General features: G+C 62.5%; 20 protein-coding genes. 8 read left to right on the top strand and 12 right to left on the bottom strand.

Features of this window, described 5'->3' with window-relative positions:
* Nucleotides 1–19 precede the first annotated feature (19 nt).
* The 5 genes from OGV19_RS03015 to OGV19_RS02995 form a co-directional block, all read right to left on the bottom strand.
* A complete protein-coding gene (locus tag OGV19_RS03015; protein WP_264312070.1) occupies nucleotides 20–364 on the bottom strand; it encodes a YciI family protein in 345 nt (114 codons plus the stop codon).
* A 44-nt stretch (nucleotides 365–408) separates the two neighbouring features.
* Nucleotides 409–834: a YybH family protein gene (locus tag OGV19_RS03010; protein WP_264312069.1), complete on the bottom strand. Its 426-nt coding sequence runs from the start codon at nucleotides 832–834 to the stop codon at nucleotides 409–411.
* Nucleotides 835–940: 106 nt separating this feature from the next.
* The gene (locus OGV19_RS03005) at nucleotides 941–1,585 is read right to left on the bottom strand and encodes a LysE family translocator (protein WP_264312068.1); all 645 of its coding nucleotides are present in this window, start codon (nucleotides 1,583–1,585) and stop codon (nucleotides 941–943) included.
* A gap of 79 nt (nucleotides 1,586–1,664) precedes the next feature.
* Nucleotides 1,665–1,997 (bottom strand): type II toxin-antitoxin system HicB family antitoxin, encoded by a 333-nt coding sequence (locus OGV19_RS03000; protein WP_008098794.1) that lies wholly within the window; start codon nucleotides 1,995–1,997, stop codon nucleotides 1,665–1,667.
* 58 nt (nucleotides 1,998–2,055) lie between these two features.
* Nucleotides 2,056–3,021 (bottom strand): threonine dehydratase, encoded by a 966-nt coding sequence (locus tag OGV19_RS02995; RefSeq protein ID WP_264312067.1) that lies wholly within the window; start codon nucleotides 3,019–3,021, stop codon nucleotides 2,056–2,058.
* Between the two features lie 76 nt (nucleotides 3,022–3,097).
* On the opposite strand from OGV19_RS02995, the gene OGV19_RS02990 reads away from it, so the two are divergent.
* Complete coding sequence (locus tag OGV19_RS02990; protein WP_264312066.1) at nucleotides 3,098–4,459, top strand: aminotransferase-like domain-containing protein; 1,362 nt, start codon at nucleotides 3,098–3,100, stop codon at nucleotides 4,457–4,459.
* Nucleotides 4,460–4,527: 68 nt separating this feature from the next.
* Here the strand turns inward: OGV19_RS02990 and OGV19_RS02985 are convergent, their stop codons facing one another.
* On the bottom strand, nucleotides 4,528–4,785 hold the full coding sequence (locus OGV19_RS02985; protein WP_264312065.1) for a DUF2790 domain-containing protein: 258 nt from the start codon (nucleotides 4,783–4,785) through the stop codon (nucleotides 4,528–4,530).
* A gap of 376 nt (nucleotides 4,786–5,161) precedes the next feature.
* Here OGV19_RS02985 and OGV19_RS02980 point away from each other — a divergent pair, with 376 nt between their 5' ends.
* Nucleotides 5,162–5,530: a GNAT family N-acetyltransferase gene (locus tag OGV19_RS02980; RefSeq protein ID WP_264312064.1), complete on the top strand. Its 369-nt coding sequence runs from the start codon at nucleotides 5,162–5,164 to the stop codon at nucleotides 5,528–5,530.
* Here the strand turns inward: OGV19_RS02980 and def are convergent.
* The 3 genes from def to OGV19_RS02965 all read right to left on the bottom strand — a co-directional run bounded on the left by def (nucleotide 5,485) and on the right by OGV19_RS02965 (nucleotide 7,309).
* Nucleotides 5,485–6,021, bottom strand: coding sequence for a peptide deformylase (gene def, locus OGV19_RS02975; protein ID WP_264312063.1), 537 nt, complete (start codon nucleotides 6,019–6,021; stop codon nucleotides 5,485–5,487). The genes OGV19_RS02980 and def overlap by 46 nt on opposite strands.
* Entirely contained in the window at nucleotides 6,018–6,971 is a 954-nt protein-coding gene (locus OGV19_RS02970; RefSeq protein ID WP_264312062.1) for a YihY/virulence factor BrkB family protein, read from the bottom strand. The genes def and OGV19_RS02970 overlap by 4 nt, the downstream gene beginning before the upstream one ends.
* 158 nt (nucleotides 6,972–7,129) lie before the next feature.
* Complete coding sequence (locus OGV19_RS02965) at nucleotides 7,130–7,309, bottom strand: CsbD family protein (protein ID WP_027593166.1); 180 nt, start codon at nucleotides 7,307–7,309, stop codon at nucleotides 7,130–7,132.
* A gap of 232 nt (nucleotides 7,310–7,541) precedes the next feature.
* On the opposite strand from OGV19_RS02965, the gene OGV19_RS02960 reads away from it, so the two are divergent.
* The gene (locus tag OGV19_RS02960) at nucleotides 7,542–9,014 is read left to right on the top strand and encodes a right-handed parallel beta-helix repeat-containing protein (RefSeq protein ID WP_264312061.1); all 1,473 of its coding nucleotides are present in this window, start codon (nucleotides 7,542–7,544) and stop codon (nucleotides 9,012–9,014) included.
* A 131-nt stretch (nucleotides 9,015–9,145) separates the two neighbouring features.
* Entirely contained in the window at nucleotides 9,146–9,526 is a 381-nt protein-coding gene (locus tag OGV19_RS02955) for a hypothetical protein (protein ID WP_264312060.1), read from the top strand.
* On the opposite strand, the gene OGV19_RS02950 is transcribed toward OGV19_RS02955, so the two are convergent.
* Nucleotides 9,527–10,363 (bottom strand): CvfB family protein, encoded by an 837-nt coding sequence (locus OGV19_RS02950; protein WP_264312059.1) that lies wholly within the window; start codon nucleotides 10,361–10,363, stop codon nucleotides 9,527–9,529.
* Nucleotides 10,364–10,493: 130 nt separating this feature from the next.
* Between OGV19_RS02950 and OGV19_RS02945 the strand changes: the two genes are divergently transcribed.
* Entirely contained in the window at nucleotides 10,494–11,354 is an 861-nt protein-coding gene (locus OGV19_RS02945; RefSeq protein ID WP_264312058.1) for a DUF6279 family lipoprotein, read from the top strand.
* Nucleotides 11,355–11,377: 23 nt separating this feature from the next.
* Here OGV19_RS02945 and aceK read toward each other — a convergent pair whose 3' ends face one another.
* Entirely contained in the window at nucleotides 11,378–13,093 is a 1,716-nt protein-coding gene (aceK, locus tag OGV19_RS02940; protein ID WP_264312057.1) for a bifunctional isocitrate dehydrogenase kinase/phosphatase, read from the bottom strand.
* 137 nt (nucleotides 13,094–13,230) lie between these two features.
* Between aceK and OGV19_RS02935 the strand changes: the two genes are divergently transcribed.
* On the top strand, nucleotides 13,231–14,106 hold the full coding sequence (locus tag OGV19_RS02935) for a DMT family transporter (protein WP_264312056.1): 876 nt from the start codon (nucleotides 13,231–13,233) through the stop codon (nucleotides 14,104–14,106).
* A gap of 13 nt (nucleotides 14,107–14,119) precedes the next feature.
* Entirely contained in the window at nucleotides 14,120–14,578 is a 459-nt protein-coding gene (locus OGV19_RS02930) for a DUF4265 domain-containing protein (RefSeq protein WP_264312055.1), read from the top strand.
* A 17-nt stretch (nucleotides 14,579–14,595) separates the two neighbouring features.
* Here the strand turns inward: OGV19_RS02930 and OGV19_RS02925 are convergent, their stop codons facing one another.
* Nucleotides 14,596–15,477: a DMT family transporter gene (locus tag OGV19_RS02925; RefSeq protein WP_264312054.1), complete on the bottom strand. Its 882-nt coding sequence runs from the start codon at nucleotides 15,475–15,477 to the stop codon at nucleotides 14,596–14,598.
* 460 nt (nucleotides 15,478–15,937) lie between these two features.
* Between OGV19_RS02925 and OGV19_RS02920 the strand changes: the two genes are divergently transcribed.
* A complete protein-coding gene (locus tag OGV19_RS02920; protein ID WP_264312053.1) occupies nucleotides 15,938–16,798 on the top strand; it encodes a dihydropyoverdine dehydrogenase in 861 nt (286 codons plus the stop codon).
* Nucleotides 16,799–16,909 lie beyond the last annotated feature (111 nt).

Here is a 16,909-nt window from a genome sequence, read left to right as displayed (position 1 = left end):
TGGTTGTTCTCCGTTATTGTCAGGGTTGCAGTTCGCGCACAGGCCGCACTTCTACACTGCCGACCCTGGCGGCGGGGATGCCCTTGGCGATGTTCAGCGCCTCGTTCAGATCCCGGGCATCCACCAGATAAAAGCCGGCTAGTTGCTCCTTGGTCTCGGCGAACGGGCCATCGGTAAGGCTCATGTGCCCACTGCGCACACGCACCGTGGTAGCGGTCTGTACCGTCTTGAGCGCCTCGGCCGCGAGCATGCGCCCGGAGCCTTGCAAGGTTTCGGCATACGCCATGCACTCGGCGTCTTCCGGGCTGTCGGGCAGGCTGTGCAGCAGCCCTTCGTCACAATAGACCAGGCACAGGTATTTCATGATCGCCTCCAGGGCTTTGGCAAAGTGCGTTTGGCGATATCGGATCAGGGCTTGAGATCGAACAGGGCTTTTTGGGTTTCCATGTCGAAGGGTGCCGACCAGTGTTCGTGGATCACCTGCCATTGCCCGCCCTGGCGGCGATAGCCGACCGTGACGCGCATGAAGCCGCATTGGCTTTCGTCGTCCGACGGGCCGCAACGGTTCAACCAGTGGGCCAGGCCCAGGTCGCCGTCGGCGTAGACGGTGAGTTGGGTGAGTTCGAAGACCATGGGACCGGTGCACATGCCCATGCACATTTCCCAGTGGGCCTTGTAGGCGGCCTTGCCTTTGAATTGCAGTGCCTTGATGGCATCGAAGGCGACGATATCGTCGGCATAGGGGGCGGTGATGCCTGGGATGTCACGGCCGCGCACGGCCTGCATCCAGCGGTCGATCAGTTGGCGGATTTCGCTTTCGGCTGCGGTGCTCATCGGGGGTTCCTCCGATCGTTCGTCAGGTTTCGGCACAAGGATGTCTGTGCCTTCAACGCTTGGTCGAACGGTAGCCGGGGGAATCGACAGGCCTATGAAAAAAATCTTAAAGGGCTGGGCTAGAGAGAATGAACTCGCGATACCCCGAAACAATCACGTACACCGCGAAATAGCAGAAAATCGCCGCCGACAGCAGGTACGACCAGGTCAGCAATCGATCCCCCAGCAAACGCCCACCGTGGCTAGCGATGCCACACAGGCTCAGGCACCAGACCAGCCCCGCCGCGAAAAAGCCGCTGAGGAACAACCCAGCCTCCAGCAAGCTGCCACCGCCCGAGCGGGAAATCAGCACGCCACCGACCGCCGCGAACCACAAAATCGCGGTGGGTGAAGACATGGCCAAGAAGATCCCGCGCAAAAACTCGCGCCAGCCCGACTCCACCACCACGTCTGCTCGGGTGTCCATATGCCCGCCACGCCATGCTGCCAGCAGCATCTTCACCGCGAACCACACCAGCAGCGCCGAACCGCCCAGCCACAAGGTCCAGCGCACGCTTTCGAATTGCAGCAGCACGGTCATCCCGGCCAGTGCGGCAACGGCATAGACCAGATCCCCCACGCAGGTGCCAAGCCCCAGCCAGAAGCCTTTGAGAAAACCACGCTGCATGGCCAAGGTGATCATGGCGATGTTGGCGATGCCGATGTCCAGGCACAGGGACAGGCTGAGGAGAAAACCATTGGAGAAAGGCATTGAGCACTCGATGACCGGCCAATTAAGCGCCGTAGAGCCTGCCACGAGTGATCACGGGTTGGGAAGAAGAAGTGTTCGATCAGGCAAAGGCTGCCTGCTCGAACACCTCATCCGCCCATTGGTTCAGGCTTTTGCCGGCAGCACGGGCCGCAATGCTGGCAGCCGCATGGACTTCTGGCCGGATACGCAACATGACCTTGCCCGACGCCGGCTTTTCGGGGGTGATGCCCTGCTCCGCACAGTCGGCCAGATAGTCCTCGAGCGCTTCGCGGAAGGCTTCATGCAGCTCAGGAACGGAGCTTGCGTGAAAGCTGATGATGTCGCGCATGCCAAGCACGCGACCCACGAAAATGTCGTCACGCTCATCGTATTCGATTCGGGCGGCATAGCCCTTGTAGCGCATGCAACTCATAGGCTGACTCCTGCCAAGTGCTATCAAATTAAGATAGCACTTGTTCCTCGATATTCATTCAGGATTTTTCATCGCCCGCCAGCACTTGCGCATAACGCGCCCGATCCACGTTCGCCCCACTCAGCACCACGGCAACCCGCTTACCCACTTGCCGCTCGCGCTCCTGCATCAACGCCGCCAACGCCGCCGCCCCAGCACCTTCGGCGGTGTTGTGCGTGGCCTCGTGGTACACCCGCATGGCCTCGGCGACTTCGTCGTCGGTGACGCGCACGATGCGCGCGGCATGCTCGCACACCAAGGCGAACGCCTCCGGGTGCGGCACCCGGCAGGCCATGCCATCGGCGAAGGTGTCGGCAGTGGCGGTGGTGACGATACGGCCTCGCTCGAAGCTTTGCGCATAGGCATCGGCGGCGCTGGACACAACCCCCACGATCTCGGTCTTCAGCCCCAGCAGGTTGCGGGCCTGGATCAGCCCGCAAATGCCCGACCCCATGCCGATAGGCACGTAGACACAGTCCAGGTCAGCCACCGCCTCGAACAGCTCCAAGGCATACGTGGCTACCCCGCGCACCAGTTCCGGGTGAAACGACGGCACCATCGCATAGCCCAATTCGTCAGCCAGCCGGGCGGCCTCCTCGCGGGCCACGTCAAAATCGACACCGTGCTCCACCAGTTCGGCACCCAGTGCGCGCATGGCGGCATTCTTCTCGGTGGAATTGCCTTCAGGCACGACGATCACCAAGGGTATGCCCGCCTGGCGTGTGGCCAGTGCCATGCTTTGGCCGTGATTGCCGCGCGTCGCGGTGACCAGGCCACGGGGCGGCTCGCCAGCCGCCAGCAGCGAGCGCACGTAGACCAGCCCACCCCGCACCTTGAATGCCCCGGTGGGCGCATGGTTTTCATGTTTCACCCACACCTGGCAGCCCAGCCGCTCAGCCAGCAAAGGCCAGGCGTGCTGAGGTGTTGCAGGCACATGCTGGTGAACGAAATCGGCGGCTTCGCGCAGGGCTTTCAGGTCGAACATGGCGATCATCCCTCTTCGGTAGGTGGTTGATCCGATCCTAAGCCCCGGGCATTGTATGGGTACAACCTTATATTGCATGGGTAGCAATTTCGTGTGGATCCCAGCGCTTGTGGATGATGAGCAACCCCGCTACCTGGCCTTGGTCGATGCCATCGCCAACGCCATCGAACGCGGCGAACTCAAGGTCGGTGACCGCCTGCCGCCCCAGCGGCGCTTGGCCTGGAAGCTCGGCCTGAACCCCAGCACCACCCAGCAGGCCTACCGTGAAGCGGCCGCTCGCCATCTGGTGGCAGGCGAAGTCGGCCGCGGCACTTATGTGCTGGCAGGCAGCAAGGAAGCGACCCTGTTTCGCCTCAAGCACCACGATGGGCAACAGCCGCTGATCGACCTGTCGACCAACGTACCGGTGGCCGACCCGCACAATCAGGATTTGCACGACAGCCTGCGCAGCTTGCTGGAACGCCGCGATAGCGCCCTGCTGGATCACTACCTGGGGCCCGAGCAGCTGCTGCTGGGCCGCATTCACGGCGCACAGTGGTTGGCCAATCGCGGTTTGGCCCTGTCTGCGGAGCAGCTGTTGCTCAGTGGCGGCGCTCAGCAGGCACTGAGCTTGGTGCTGCAGTCGTTCTGCCAGGCCGGTGAGCCGGTCATGCTCGAAGCGCTGACCGCCCCAGGCATCAAGGCGGCCTGCCGGCAGCTGCGCCTACCCGTGCATGGCGTGGCCCTGGACAGCCAAGGCCTGCGGCCCGACGACCTTGACCGCGTCGCCCGCGCCAGTGGTGCCCGCGTGCTGGTGACCACGCCTACCCTGCACAACCCTACCGGCGCCTGCATGGATGACGCGCGCCGCGAAGCGCTCGCTGCGGTAGTCAAACGCCTGGGGCTGCTGGTGATCGAGGACGACGTGTATGGCGCGCTCAGCGACCGGCCGCCGCTCTACCCGCTACTGGGCGAGCGAGGGGTTCTGATCAGTAGCCTGTCGAAGACGGTGGCTGCAGGTTTGCGATTGGGGTGGATCGTGGCCAGCCCACAGGTGCTTGCACAGGTCGACCCGCACGCCCAGGCCAGCCACTGGCCGGTGTCACCGCTGAACCTGCATATCGCCTGCCAGTGGATCGAGGACGGCACCGCAGCGCTGCGGCTGGCCTGGCAGCGTACGGAAATTGCCGAGCGTTGGCGCCTCGCGCGAAAGTTGCTGGGTGATGGGCTGCACCACACAGGCCAGCCTTCACCCCACGCGTGGTTGGCCACATCGCAGGGGGCCGAGGGGGTGGTAAAGCAGTGTCGCGAACTGGGGGTGGAAGTCGTCCCTGCCAGTGTCTTCGCCATTGGCGCGACCGAGGTGCAGGCCGTACGTATCAGCCTGTCAGCGGCGGCAAGCCGAGCTGAACTGAAACGAGGGTTGGAGGTGGTGCGGCAGGTACTGTCCAGCCGATGAGCCCGAGAGTGGCCGGCAGCCCCCTGTTCACGACGGCTTGGTGCGAAGAGGGGGCTGGCGTTGACTCATCAACCCTGCTGGCAACCCTCGCCCATGGCGCGGTACTGAATGGTGTGCACCTGGCCCTGGTGGTCTTCATAGGTCATGGTCGCAGGCACCACTTCGCAAACATTGGGGATGGTCGACAGGTTGATGACCCGTTTGATATCCAGGTTCATGGAGTAGTCGTACTGCTGGGCCACAGGCTCGTTGGAGACAGGTTTGGCCTCATCGGCGAGGGCGAACGAGGACATACCGACCAATGCAAGAATCAGTAATGGTTTCATGTGGGTTTGCCTATAACGCAATCAAGCTGATCGATTGACTTCTAATGCCGTCACTGGCGCGGAGAAGTTGTCATCGACTGCAAAGATGACACGAAGTACCGATCCCGCTTCGTCGTACTGCTGGTGGGATGAATAAAAGTCTACTCCCGGTTGGCAATAGTTGAACCCCGAAGTCGGATATTCACCCTTGCCGGATTTGCAACAATCTGCGACATAATGGCTTGGACATGTTGGGGTAGAGCTTTTGGCATGTACCTGCCCGTCTTGGCCGTTTAAACAAGGGATATGCGTAATTTCTGATTATCTGTATTGCTCAAGGCTGCTTGCCCCTGAGCGTCGCCTGCTCGATCACTTCTACCGCCAGCACGGTTCACGCATGCGCTCAGCCAGTGACGGGGAACTGTGGGTTGCGCGTGCCAGCGGCATCATTGCGGGGTTGAGCGTGGCCGCGGTGGGCGATGGCTACTGGCTGACCGGGCTGTTCGTCGACCCGCAACGGCGCGGCCAGGGTGTGGCTGGGCGGCTGGTCGACGCCGCACTGGCGCAGGTCACTGGGCCGACCTGGCTGTTCTGCCACCCCGACCTTGTGCCCTTCTACCAGCGCCTTGGCTTCGATACGGCCGTCACGCTACCCGAACCCCTGGCTGCCCGCTTGCAGCGCTACCAACGCAGCAAGCGGCTGGTGGCTCTGGCGCGCGATCAGTCGTCGCTGGCATCCAGCCCGGGGAACAGCACGTCGGTGTAACCGAACTTGGCGAAGTCCTGGATGCGCGAGGGGTACAGCCGGCCGATCAGGTGGTCGCACTCGTGCTGCACCACCCGTGCATGGAAGCCATCAGCAAAGCGATTGATCGGGTTGCCTTGAGGGTCGAAGCCCTCATAGCGGATGTGCTTGTAACGCGGCACCACACCGCGCAAGCCGGGCACCGACAGGCAGCCCTCCCAGCCGTCCTCGACCTCGGTGGACATCGGCGTGATCAACGGGTTGAGCAGGACGGTCTGCGGCACCGGTTCGGCATCCGGGTAACGCTCGCTGCGCTCGAAGCCGAAGATGACCAGTTGCAGGTCGATACCGATCTGCGGTGCAGCCAGGCCCACACCCCCAACATGGCGCATGGTCTCGAACATGTCGTCGATCAACTGCTGCAGCTCGGCGCTGCCGATCATCTGCTGGGGCACGGGCGGGGCGATGCGCAGCAGGCGTTCATCGCCCATCTTGAGAATGTCACGGATCATCTGGGATTTGGCTCGGTGGTGTGCGGCTCGACCGGGTGTTCATGGCCGAGCACAGTGATGGTTTCCTTGGGTTTATCGCCCTCGAAATCCTTTTCGCCAGGGTTCTTGCCCTCGGCCGACATGTGCTCAATCACCGCGTTCATTTCGGCGCCGAGCAACAGCACCGCAGCGGAAATGTAGAAATACAGCAACAGCACGATGATCGCACCGATGCTGCCATACATGGCGTTGTAATCGGCAAAGGTCTTCACGTAGTAGGCAAAACCCAAGGAAGCGACGATCCACACCACCACGGCCAATACAGAGCCTGGGGTGATGAAGCGAAACTTCTGTTTCACATCGGGCATCACGTAGTAGATCAATGCCACCGCCACCATCATCAGGATGATGATCGCCGGCCAGCGCAGGATGGTCCACACCGTGACGATGAACTCCTGCATGCCGACCTGGGCGGCAATCCATTCCATCACCTGCGGCCCCAGCACCATCAGCGCCGCAGCAGCCAGCAGCATGACGGCGATGCCCACGGTGTAGAAGATGGACAGCGGTATGCGCTTCCAGACCGGGCGGCCTTCGGGCACGTCATAGGCCGCGTTCATGGCACTCATCATCAGCCGCACGCCGGCCGAGGCGGTCCATAGGGCAATCACGATACCCACCGACAACAGCCCACCCTTGGACTGTTGCAACTGGTCGATCACCGGGTTCACCTGCTCCAGAGCCTGGGGCGGCAGCACCAGTTCCGACTGCAGGCGCAACCAGGAAAAGAAATCCGGCAGATGCAGAAAACCGATCAGGGCAATCAGGAACAACAGGAAGGGGAACAGCGAAAACAGCATCTGGTAGGCCAGCGCTGACGCATAGGTGGACATCTCGTCGTCGAGGAATTCCTGGACGGTGCGCACCAGCACGCGGTGCAAGGGCAGGCCCTGCAGGGCGGGAAAAATCATAGCGTCTCCTTTCGCCGCTCGATCGATACAACAGACAAGTCTAATAGACCACGCCGTTGCTGTGCTGCTCCCGAGGGTTTAAAAGAAAATGCCTACGTTAAACGCAATCCCGGCAGGAACAGCTATGTGCTGCTCCTACCGGGCAACACCTGACACCATCAAGGCTTCTTCACAGCGTCCTTCACATTGCCCTTGATCTGCTGAGCTTCGCCCTTGAGTTCTTGGGCCTTACCTTCGGCCTTGAGCTTTTCATTGTCGGTCACTTTGCCGACGCCTTGTTTCACGTTACCGATTGCTTCGTTGGCCAAGCCTTTGGCTTTGTCTTTAGTACCGCTCATGGCAAAACTCCTGCAAATGGAGACACGTGAACCGTGTCGACAGTCTGTGGACCCAAGGCCTTTCGCAGGAGTTTCAATCAATTTGCCTCGATCAAGCCGAGCGGCCAATCTGCGGGCGAATACCGCACCAAATCCCTGGCAACTGTCTGCGCAGCACGGGCTGCCTGCTCTAGAATCCCCCGCATACGACCGCCTGCAATAAAAACAACGACTTATCGGAAACCCTGCCCCCATGCGTTTGATGCCTGTGCTCGTGGCCTTGCTGCCACTGCTCCCCCTGCCTGCCCTCGCCGCCTCGCCGGCCGTAACCGAAGCCCTGCGCGTCGACCGCTATGCCGACGATGGCCAGCCCGGCACCCTGCGCTGGGCGATCGAGACCAGCAACCAGAACCCCGGCCACTACCGCATCGAGATCGCTGCGGTCGGCCAGGCGCCCTATGTCATTCGCCCAACGCATGCGCTGCCTGAAATCAAAGGCCCTGTGCGCATCGCCGGCCTGCCATGGGCCCGCGACGGCCAGTACATCGCCATCGACGGCTCGGGTTACATCAAGGACCAGGGTGTACATACCTGCCCCGGCGCCCTGCCCGGCCAGTTCGGCACTAACGTGCGCACCACCACCCACCCGGGCCTGGTGCTGCGCGACACCCAAGGCGTACACCTGAGCGGCCTGGAAGTGCGCAACTTCTGCATCGGCATCCTGGTCAACCGCGCCAGCGGCAACGTCATCGAAGACAACCGCGTCATCGCCAACAAGGGTGGCGCCGGCATCATGCTCACCGGCGACGATGGCGCCGGCAACCCGACGGCAACCACCACGATCAACAACAAGGTGCTGCGCAACCAGCTGATCGACAACGGCGACGGCCTGGAGCTGACGCGTGGCGCGGCCTTCAACCTGGTAGCCGACAACCTGTTCCGCTCCACCGCGGCCAACCCCGAACCGTCCCAAGGCATCGAGATTCTGCTGGGCAACGACAACACGGTGGTGCGCAACCGCTTCGAAAACTACTCGGACGGGCTGCAGATCAACTGGGGCAACCGCAACTACCTGGGCGCCAACACCTTCAGCGGCAACTCGATCGGCGTCAGCGTCACCGGCGAGGGCAACATGCTCGACGGCAACCTGATCCACGGCAACCGCATTGGCGTGGCCTTGCGCCCAGAACCGACCATCACCGCCACGCGCCTGAGCGCCAACCGCATTTGGAGTAACAGCCAGGACATCCGCCGCTGCGAGGCCGGCGGCTCCTGCGTGCCGGATCAGCGCACCGGTGCCATCGTCTTTGGCGTGCCGGCGCAGGCGCATGCTTTGTATGTAGGGTCGCGCGGGGTGGGGGCGGAGCTGGCGAAGAAGGACCAGGCGATCATCTGCGATGCCAAGGGCGAGCCCAAGCCTTGCCAACCGCTGCCCAACCACAACCAGCAGGCGCCTCGGCTGATTGCACTTGAGGGGAATGTGATTCGCGGTGAAGTGCAGGGGCCGGCGTCGAGCCTGTTGCGCATTGAACTGTTCGGCAATGCGCAGGCTGCGGGCAGCGAGGCGGAGCAGTATCTCGGGGACGTGCTGGTGGCCAGCGATGCCAAGGGGCAGGCGCGGTTTGCCCACCTGCTGGAGAATATCGGTGGGTTAAACAGCTTTACTGCGACGGTGACCACAGCCGATGGGGCGACGTCCGAGTTGAGCCTGCCGGTTAGACGCTGAGGCAAATGGCCTCTTCGCGGGGCAAGCCCGCGAAGAGGCCGGCCCAGGCAAAGCGCATGGCAAACCTTGCCCCGCTAACCGCCACCCCTCACAATGCAGGCCTTATCAAGCGTCAACCCGCAGGAACCTGCATGAAACTCGACAAACCCGCCGCCATCGCCCGGCGCAACGAAGCACTGGCCCGGCCTGTACTGACCAGCAGCAACACCCTGTTCGCCATCCTCGACCCCAAACGCAACCTGTGGTGGTTCGAGGTGCCGGTCGCGCTGTTGGGCAAAGGCCAGCCCGACTGGGTCAACCTGCTGCTGCATACCCCAGAGACCGATGAGCTGCAGCACCTGAAAGTGCCAACCAACTTCCTCAAAGCTCACCTGGAGCAAATGGAAGTGCGCAAACCCGGCAAGCGCCGCTCGACCATCAGCCTGGCCCTGAGCGCAGACCGCGACTCGCTGCTGCGCGACACCCGCCCAGGCGGCGAGCAGCTGGACTTCCGCACTTTCGTGCAGGCCTGATCAGACCCGCTCGATGCGATCGTCATGGATGACGATGCGGCCTTGCTTGAACAACGCGCCAATGGCCTTCTTGAAGTTGCCCTTGCTGACGTTGAACAGCTTGCTGATCACTGCCGGGTCGCTCTTGTCGCACACCGGCAGCACACCGCCTTCGGCGTCCAGGCGCGCCATGATCTGCTCCTGCAGGCTGTCAGCCAGGGCCGCGCCAACCGGTTGCAGGCTCAGGGCGATTTTGCCGTCGTGGCGAATTTCCTTGATGAAGCCCTTCTCGTGCATCCCTGAACGCAAGAACTTGAACACCTCGTTCTTGTGGATCAGGCCCCAGTGGCGGTTGTTGATGATCGCCTTGAAGCCCATCGGCGTCTCGCCAGCCACCAGCAGTTCGACCGGCTGGCCGACCTGGTAATCGGCCGGGGTGCGGTCCAGGTAACGGTCCAGGCGCGCCGTCGCGGTGATGCGGCGGGTACGCTTGTCGAGGTAGGCATGCACCACGCAGTAGTCGCCGATCTTCAACGGCTGCAACTCTTCCGAATAAGGCATCAGCAAGTCTTTGGGCAGGCCCCAGTCCAGGAAAATGCCGGCGCCATTAATGTCCTTGACCTTGAGGCTGGCGAACTCACCGACCTGCACCTTGGGTTTCTCGGTGGTGGCAATCAGCTGGTCTTCGCTGTCCAGGTAGATGAACACGTTCAACCAATCGTCCACCTCGGTCTCGGCGTTCTTCGGGATGTAGCGCCCGGGCAGCAGGATCTCGCCATCGGCGCCGCCGTCCAGGTAGAGGCCGAATTCCACGTGTTTAACGATTTGCAAACTGTTGTAACGCCCAAGCAGAGCCATTTCTGATGTTCCTCAAGACAAGACGGCTATTCTACACCTGAAGCCACCGTGCTGCCTGACCGCTGATTCGGTGGAACCGTCATCCTCCCCTTGCGTCTACCAACTGGCCAGCCACTGCAAGGATCAGCACATGCCTCGACGCCTGTTCAAAGCCCTGCTCGTTGCCACCACCTGCGCCCTGGCCTTGGTGGCGTGCAGCCGCATCGACCTGGCCTACCGCAACCTCGACCGCCTGGTGCCGTGGTCGCTGGGCGACTACCTGGACATGAACCGCGACCAGAAAGTACTGCTCGACGAGCGCCTCAAGCAGCACCTGGCCTGGCATTGCAAAACCCAGCTGCCCAGCTACCTCGACTGGCTGGACCGGGTGCGGACCATGGTCGCCGAGGACCAGGTCACCGACCAGGCGTTGCAGCAACGCACCCGCGAAGCGCGCGAGGCGATTGGTCGGGTCGCCGAAGAAATCACCCCTTCCGCCACCGAATTGCTACGCGGCATGAGCGACGCCCAAGTGGCAGAAATGCGCGAGGCGTTTCGCGACGATATCAGCGAACGGCAGAAGCAGTATGTCGATACACCGTTGCCCAAGCAGATTGCCCGCCGCGCCGAGCGCATGGAAAAACGCCTCACGCCCTGGCTGGGTGAGCTCAATGCGGCGCAACGGCTGCGCGTGATGACCTGGTCACAGGCGCTGGGTGACCAGAACCGCCAGTGGATCAGCAACCGTGCCCACTGGCAGCAACAGCTGGTGTTGGCGATGAACCAGCGCAGCGATGCCAGCTTCGAACCGCGCCTGGCGCAGTTGCTGCAGCGCAAGGAGAGCCTGTGGACGCCGGAGTACCGCATCGCGTATCAGAACAGCGAGCAACAGGCGCGCAGGTTGCTGGTGGACCTGATGCAGTTGAGCACGCCGGAGCAGCGCCAACTGCTGCAGGCGCGGTTGAGCAAGGTGCGCACCGATTTCAGTGAGTTGAAGTGCCTGAAGGGCTGAATGCCGGGGGGTACTGCGCGGGGTCACCGCCCCTTGCGCCGATACGGGAACACATCAATCACCTTCCCGTCGCGGATCGTTGCCTGCACACCTTTCCAGTAATCCGCGTCATACAACTCCCCATGCAAGCGGCTGAACAAACGCCGCTGGCCCATATCGGCAAACAGAAACGGCGGAAACTCTTCAGGGAACACGTCGTGCGGCCCGATCGAGTACCACGGCTCGCCCGACATTTCGTCTTCCGGGTAGCGCGGCGGTGGTATGTGGCGGAAGTTCACCTCGGTCAGGTAGCAGATTTCGTCGTAGTCATAGAACACCACCCGGCCATGACGGGTGACACCGAAGTTTTTCAGCAACATGTCGCCGGGGAAAATGTTCGCCGCCGCCAGTTGCTTGATGGCCAGGCCGTAATCCTCCAGCGCTTCGAGCACCTGGCCTTCACTGGCATGCTCCAGATACAAGTTGAGAGGTGTCATGCGCCGCTCGGTCCAGCAGTGGCGGATCAGCACCGTGTCGCCTTCCAGGGCGACTGTGGACGGCGCCACCTCCAGCAACTCGGCCAGGCACTCCGGCTCGAACTTGCTGCGCGGAAAACGAAAATCGGCGAACTCCTGGGTATCGGCCATGCGCCCTACCCGGTCCACGCTTTTTACCAGCCGGTATTTGTCGATCACCGTGGCGCGGTCGACGGTCTTCGAGGGTGAGAACCGGTCCTTGATGATCTTGAACACGGTATTGAAACCCGGCAGCGTGAACACGCTCATGACCATCCCGCGCACCCCCGGCGCCATGATGAAGCGGTCGTCGCTGCTGGCCAGGTGGTTGATCAACGCCCGGTAAAACTCCGACTTGCCATGCTTGTAGAAACCGATCGAGGTGTACAACTCGGCAATGTGCTTGCCCGGCAGAATGCGCTTGAGGAAGTTGACGAATTCCGCTGGCACCGGCACATCGACCATGAAATAGGAACGGGTGAAGGAGAAGATGATCGACACCTCGGCCTCGTCGGTGATCAGTGCATCGGCCTCGATGCCATGGTCCTCGCGGTGCAGCAAGGGGATCACCAGCGGCCACTGCTCGTCGGGGGTGTACAGGCGGCCGACCAGGTAGGCACCCTTGTTGCGGTACAACACCGGCGAAAACAGCTCGACCGCCAGGGCCGGGTCCTTGCACACCCAGTTCGGCAGGCATTCGCGCAGTTGTTCTTCCAGGCGCGTCAGGTCGCCCTCAAGGTCGCCATAGGGCACATCGAACCGGTAGTCGGCAAAGATCGCCCGCAGCAGGCCCTTGAGCCCCTCTTCAAGCGGGTAGGTGCGGGTTTGCGCGGCGCGCTCGTGGCTGCGCATGGACGGCCGAGTGGTGTGGATGAACATGCAGCCGTCGCTGATCTGGTCATGGCTGAACAGGCTGCAGAACAGCGAGTTGTACCAAGTCTCGGACAGCTCGTCGTCGAGCCGTGGGTCGATCAGGCGGATGTAGGCGCTCTTGACCAGTGGCCACTGCTCCACGTCCAGCAGCACCTCATCGGCAAAGCTTTGCCGGAGCCGGCCGTTGGCCTCGGCCACCTTTTCTTCGTAGAGGTTGATGCGCGCCGCGGCTGCGCGCTGGATGTCCTGCCAGCGCGCCTGCTCGAAGCGCTCACGGGCGCCAAGGGTGATGCGCCGAAAGTGTTCACGGTAGTCATCGAAGCCATCGAGGATCATCTGGGCGATTTCGCTGGCAGGCCAGTGCTGGGACATGCAGGGCATCTCGGTGCAGGGTGAGAGCTACAGCTTAGCCGGTCCAGCGCCCGCCTAGATTCACACCGCAAGAAAGCACAAGAAACCCACTCCCCCCTGGCGTAAACTCGCGCCCTGCCCAGAACCCGGAGACCGTTGTGACCCCCATTGCCCTAGCCCGCCTGCTGACCCTTGCCGCTGTCTGGGGGGCGAGCTTCCTGTTCATGCGCATCATCGCCCCGGAACTTGGCACCGTGCCGACCGCATTCTTCCGTGTGTCGATCGCCTGCCTGGGCCTGGTCGCCATCCTCGCTGTTGCCCGAGTACGCTGGGACTTCCAGGGCAAACTCGGCGCCTGCCTGGTGTTGGGCATGATCAACTCGGGCATCCCGGCGACCTTCTACTCCGTGGCGGCACAAGTACTGCCAGCCGGCTACTCGGCGATCTTCAACGCCACCACACCGCTGATGGGTGTACTGATCGGCGTGCTGTTCTTCCGCGAACCGATGACCCTACCCAAGCTCAGCGGCATCTTCCTTGGCCTGTTCGGCGTCGGCATCCTCAGCGGCGCCGGCCCCGTTGCACTGGACATGGCCCTGCTGCAAGGCGCCCTCGCCTGCCTGGCGGCCACTACCTGTTATGGTTTCGCCGGTTTCCTCGCCCGCCGCTGGGTCAGCGGCCTGGACAGCCGCCTCTCGGCCCTGGGCAGCATGCTCGGCGCCACGCTGTTGCTGACCCCGCTGTTCACCTGGAGCGCGCTGACCCAGCCACCTGCCAGCTGGGGCGGTTGGCAGGTATGGCTGTCGCTGCTGGGGCTGGGCCTGCTGTGCACCGCATTCGCTTACATCCTGTACTTCCGTCTGCTCGAAGAAATCGGCCCGGTCAAGGCCAGTACCGTGACCTTCCTGATCCCGGTATTTGGCGTATTGTGGGGTGCGTGGTTGCTGGATGAGCCGCTGTCGATGGCGCACCTCTACGGCGGGCTGCTGATTGGCGCCGCACTGTGGCTGGTGCTGCGCCCGGCACGCACATGAAGCGGAGCACACGATGAACGCAGCATACAAAAAGGTGTTGTTCCGCCTGGAACAGGGTGCGGACGGTTACCCGCCCGCCTCGGTCGAGGGCCTGTGGGCCAAGGCAGTAGAAGGCGGTTACGAGGTCGACAGCATTCCGTTTTATGTCTACGGCATTGCGCCGGGAGACCTCATTGGCACGCGCGATGAAGCCGGCGAAACCTGGTTCGACGCCTTGCGCATCAGCGGCGGCCGCTCGGTGTTCCGGGTCATCGTCAAACCACCGGAAACCCTCGACCAGGTGCGCGCCGCCCTGCAGGATTTTGGCTGCAATTGCGAGGCCGAACAGGCAGTGAAGATGCTCGCTGTCGAAGTCCCCTCGCAACGCGCGCTCGACACCTTGCTCTATTACCTGCTGACCCAGCGCGAAGCCGACCTGCTGGACTTCGAGGAAGGCGTGCTGCGGCACACCATCCCCGAAGAGTTTCGCTAGATAAGCCCCGCTAAGGCTTACGCCTCAGCCAACCGTGCAGCCGGCTTGCGGAACACGAACAGCAAGCCCACCACGATCAGCCCCATCCCCAGCAGGCTCAGCGGTGCCAAACGGTTACCGAAGATCAGGAAGTCCATCACCGCGGTCACCGCTGGCACCAGGTAAAACAGGCTGGTGACATTGACCAGATTGCCCTTGGCGATCAGCCGATACAGCAGCAGGGTCGCAAGCAGCGACACCACCAGCCCCATCCACAACAGCGCACCGACAAAACCACCGGTCCACTGCACCTGCAGCGGCTGCAAGGGTGCGAACAGCGCGCACAGGGCAAACCCGGCCAGGTACTGCAGCGGCAAGGTGCCCATGGGGTTGTCGGTGATGCGCTTTTGCAGGATGGAGCCAAAGGTCATGCTACCCAGCGCCAGCAGCGCAAACAGCATGCCGACCAGGGATACCCCACCCAGGTTGATGCTTTGATAGACCACCATCACCAGGCCGGCAAGGCCCAGCCCCAGGCCGAACAGCCGGCTCCAGGAACGCTGACGCTCCATCAGTACCACGGTGAGGATCGGTTGCACCCCCATCACCGTGGCCATGACGCCGGGGGTGACGTGGGTATTGAGCGCCAGCAGATAGAAGATCTGGTAGGCCCCCAGCAACACGCAGCCGGTGCCCAGCGCGCGCAAAATCGCCCCACGGCTGCGCGGCCAGCGCAGGCCCAGCAACGGGCCGATCATCAACAAGCCAGCGAGTGCCAGCGCCGAGCGTAACAACAGAAAAGCGAACGGGCTGGCGTGCGCCAGGCCCAGTTTGGAGACGATTGCCCCGCTGCTCCACAGCAGGACGAACAGGCTGGTGGTGGCCGCCGAGGCCACGGATGCTTTGCAAATGACAGACATGTATTGCCACCTTTCGGGCGAATGAGCCGAACGGAGGGCGTGAGCTTCAGCGAGGGAAGTAGCCGACCGTGTTCAGTAGGTTGCGCGTGCGGTGGGAAGCGGCCAAAAGCCGATCAGCCCAGCACGATCACGCAAAGAGGCGGAGCTACGCCGCCTACAACGCCACTGACAGGTGGGGGGTAGTGACTGATCATGGCCGGCTGCTGGCTACCACGCACGACCGTGCCCGCGACTGGCGCGATGGCAAAGCATGGGGTGGAAGGGATGGCTGGCATGAACAGGTCTTCAGGAAGAGATCAATGGCCAGGACTATAGCCCGGCGTTTTCCGGCTGGCAACTACATGCTCCTACAGTGATTGGCGTACACCTGAGTCATCAGGGGCCGCTGGTTAATTATTCACCGTCCCGGCTCGTCTGAATGCGTAACGCCGCACGCATTCACCCGCTCCGAGGACCACTCATGAACGCAAAAACCTGGCTCTACCGACCAGCCCAGATCACCTGCCTGCTGCTCGTCAGCGCCTACGCCCATGCGGCCAAGCCAGGTGACGTTTTCCAGGACTGCAAGGACTGCCCAGAGATGGTAGTACTGCCTGCCGGCAGCTACGTGATGGGCGCACCCGACGACGAAGCCGGCCGCCAGCCCGACGAAGGCCCGCTGCATACCGTGACCTTCGCCAAGCCTTTCGCCATGAGCCGCTACCAGGTCACCGCCGGCGAGCTGGACGCCTACATCAAGGCCACCGGCACCGTCATCAAGAGCGGCGACGACCGCCCCGGCCGCTGGTGCGAAGCCAGCAAACCCACCTACAAACAGACGGCCCGCCAGCCCGCGGTCTGCGTGGACTATGACGAAGTTCAGGCCTACACCGAATGGCTGGCAAAAAAAACCGGCAAACCGTACCGCATGGTCAGCGAGGCCGAACGTGAATATGCCGCCCGCGGCGGTTCCACCGGCCCGTTCCCCTTCCCGTTCGACGAGCCCGGCAAGTACGAGATCAGCAAGCACGCCAACACCTACGGCCCGCGTGATGGCTACACCTTCACCGCCCCCGTGGGCAGCTACCCGGCCAATGCCTTTGGCATGTACGACATGCACGGCAACGTCTACGAGTGGGTCGCCGACTGCTACCACGAAAGCTACGAAGGCGCCCCCAGCGACGGCAGCGCCTGGATCCAGGACCCTAAGTGCATCCGTGCGCACATGCGCGGCAACGACTGGGGTGAGCCACCGATCTTCTCGCGCTCGGCCAACCGCAACGACCGCCTCAAGACCACCCGTGGCGACTTCCTCGGCTTTCGCGTAGCACGCGAGCTCTGAACAGTGTGACGCGGTTAACAGCACCTGTGAAAAAACAGTCAATAAGAATCGTTCCGGTTTTTCACAGGTGCTGCGTCACATACAGCACATAGATAAAAACCCCTTCTGCCA

This window comes from Pseudomonas putida (assembly GCF_025905425.1).
GTDB lineage: Bacteria > Pseudomonadota > Gammaproteobacteria > Pseudomonadales > Pseudomonadaceae > Aquipseudomonas > Aquipseudomonas putida_AF.
This window is presented reverse-complemented; position numbering and strand designations above follow the sequence as displayed.

Bases quoted from the DNA above. Each gene is read 5' to 3' on its own strand.
- OGV19_RS02980 (WP_264312064.1), top strand. From the start codon at position 5,162: ATGCGCTCAGCCAGTGACGGGGAACTGTGGGTTGCGCGTGCCAGCGGC.
- OGV19_RS02995 (WP_264312067.1), bottom strand. From the start codon at position 3,021: ATGTTCGACCTGAAAGCCCTGCGCGAAGCCGCCGATTTCGTTCACCAG.
- OGV19_RS02990 (WP_264312066.1), top strand. From the start codon at position 3,098: ATGGGTAGCAATTTCGTGTGGATCCCAGCGCTTGTGGATGATGAGCAA.
- OGV19_RS02985 (WP_264312065.1), bottom strand. From the start codon at position 4,785: ATGAAACCATTACTGATTCTTGCATTGGTCGGTATGTCCTCGTTCGCC.
- OGV19_RS02920 (WP_264312053.1), top strand. From the start codon at position 15,938: ATGAACGCAAAAACCTGGCTCTACCGACCAGCCCAGATCACCTGCCTG.
- OGV19_RS02925 (WP_264312054.1), bottom strand. From the start codon at position 15,477: ATGTCTGTCATTTGCAAAGCATCCGTGGCCTCGGCGGCCACCACCAGC.
- OGV19_RS02960 (WP_264312061.1), top strand. From the start codon at position 7,542: ATGCGTTTGATGCCTGTGCTCGTGGCCTTGCTGCCACTGCTCCCCCTG.
- OGV19_RS02955 (WP_264312060.1), top strand. From the start codon at position 9,146: ATGAAACTCGACAAACCCGCCGCCATCGCCCGGCGCAACGAAGCACTG.
- OGV19_RS02945 (WP_264312058.1), top strand. From the start codon at position 10,494: ATGCCTCGACGCCTGTTCAAAGCCCTGCTCGTTGCCACCACCTGCGCC.
- OGV19_RS02965 (WP_027593166.1), bottom strand. From the start codon at position 7,309: ATGAGCGGTACTAAAGACAAAGCCAAAGGCTTGGCCAACGAAGCAATC.
- OGV19_RS03010 (WP_264312069.1), bottom strand. From the start codon at position 834: ATGAGCACCGCAGCCGAAAGCGAAATCCGCCAACTGATCGACCGCTGG.
- OGV19_RS03005 (WP_264312068.1), bottom strand. From the start codon at position 1,585: ATGCCTTTCTCCAATGGTTTTCTCCTCAGCCTGTCCCTGTGCCTGGAC.
- aceK (WP_264312057.1), bottom strand. From the start codon at position 13,093: ATGTCCCAGCACTGGCCTGCCAGCGAAATCGCCCAGATGATCCTCGAT.
- OGV19_RS03000 (WP_008098794.1), bottom strand. From the start codon at position 1,997: ATGAGTTGCATGCGCTACAAGGGCTATGCCGCCCGAATCGAATACGAT.
- OGV19_RS03015 (WP_264312070.1), bottom strand. From the start codon at position 364: ATGAAATACCTGTGCCTGGTCTATTGTGACGAAGGGCTGCTGCACAGC.
- OGV19_RS02970 (WP_264312062.1), bottom strand. From the start codon at position 6,971: ATGATTTTTCCCGCCCTGCAGGGCCTGCCCTTGCACCGCGTGCTGGTG.
- OGV19_RS02930 (WP_264312055.1), top strand. From the start codon at position 14,120: ATGAACGCAGCATACAAAAAGGTGTTGTTCCGCCTGGAACAGGGTGCG.
- def (WP_264312063.1), bottom strand. From the start codon at position 6,021: ATGATCCGTGACATTCTCAAGATGGGCGATGAACGCCTGCTGCGCATC.
- OGV19_RS02950 (WP_264312059.1), bottom strand. From the start codon at position 10,363: ATGGCTCTGCTTGGGCGTTACAACAGTTTGCAAATCGTTAAACACGTG.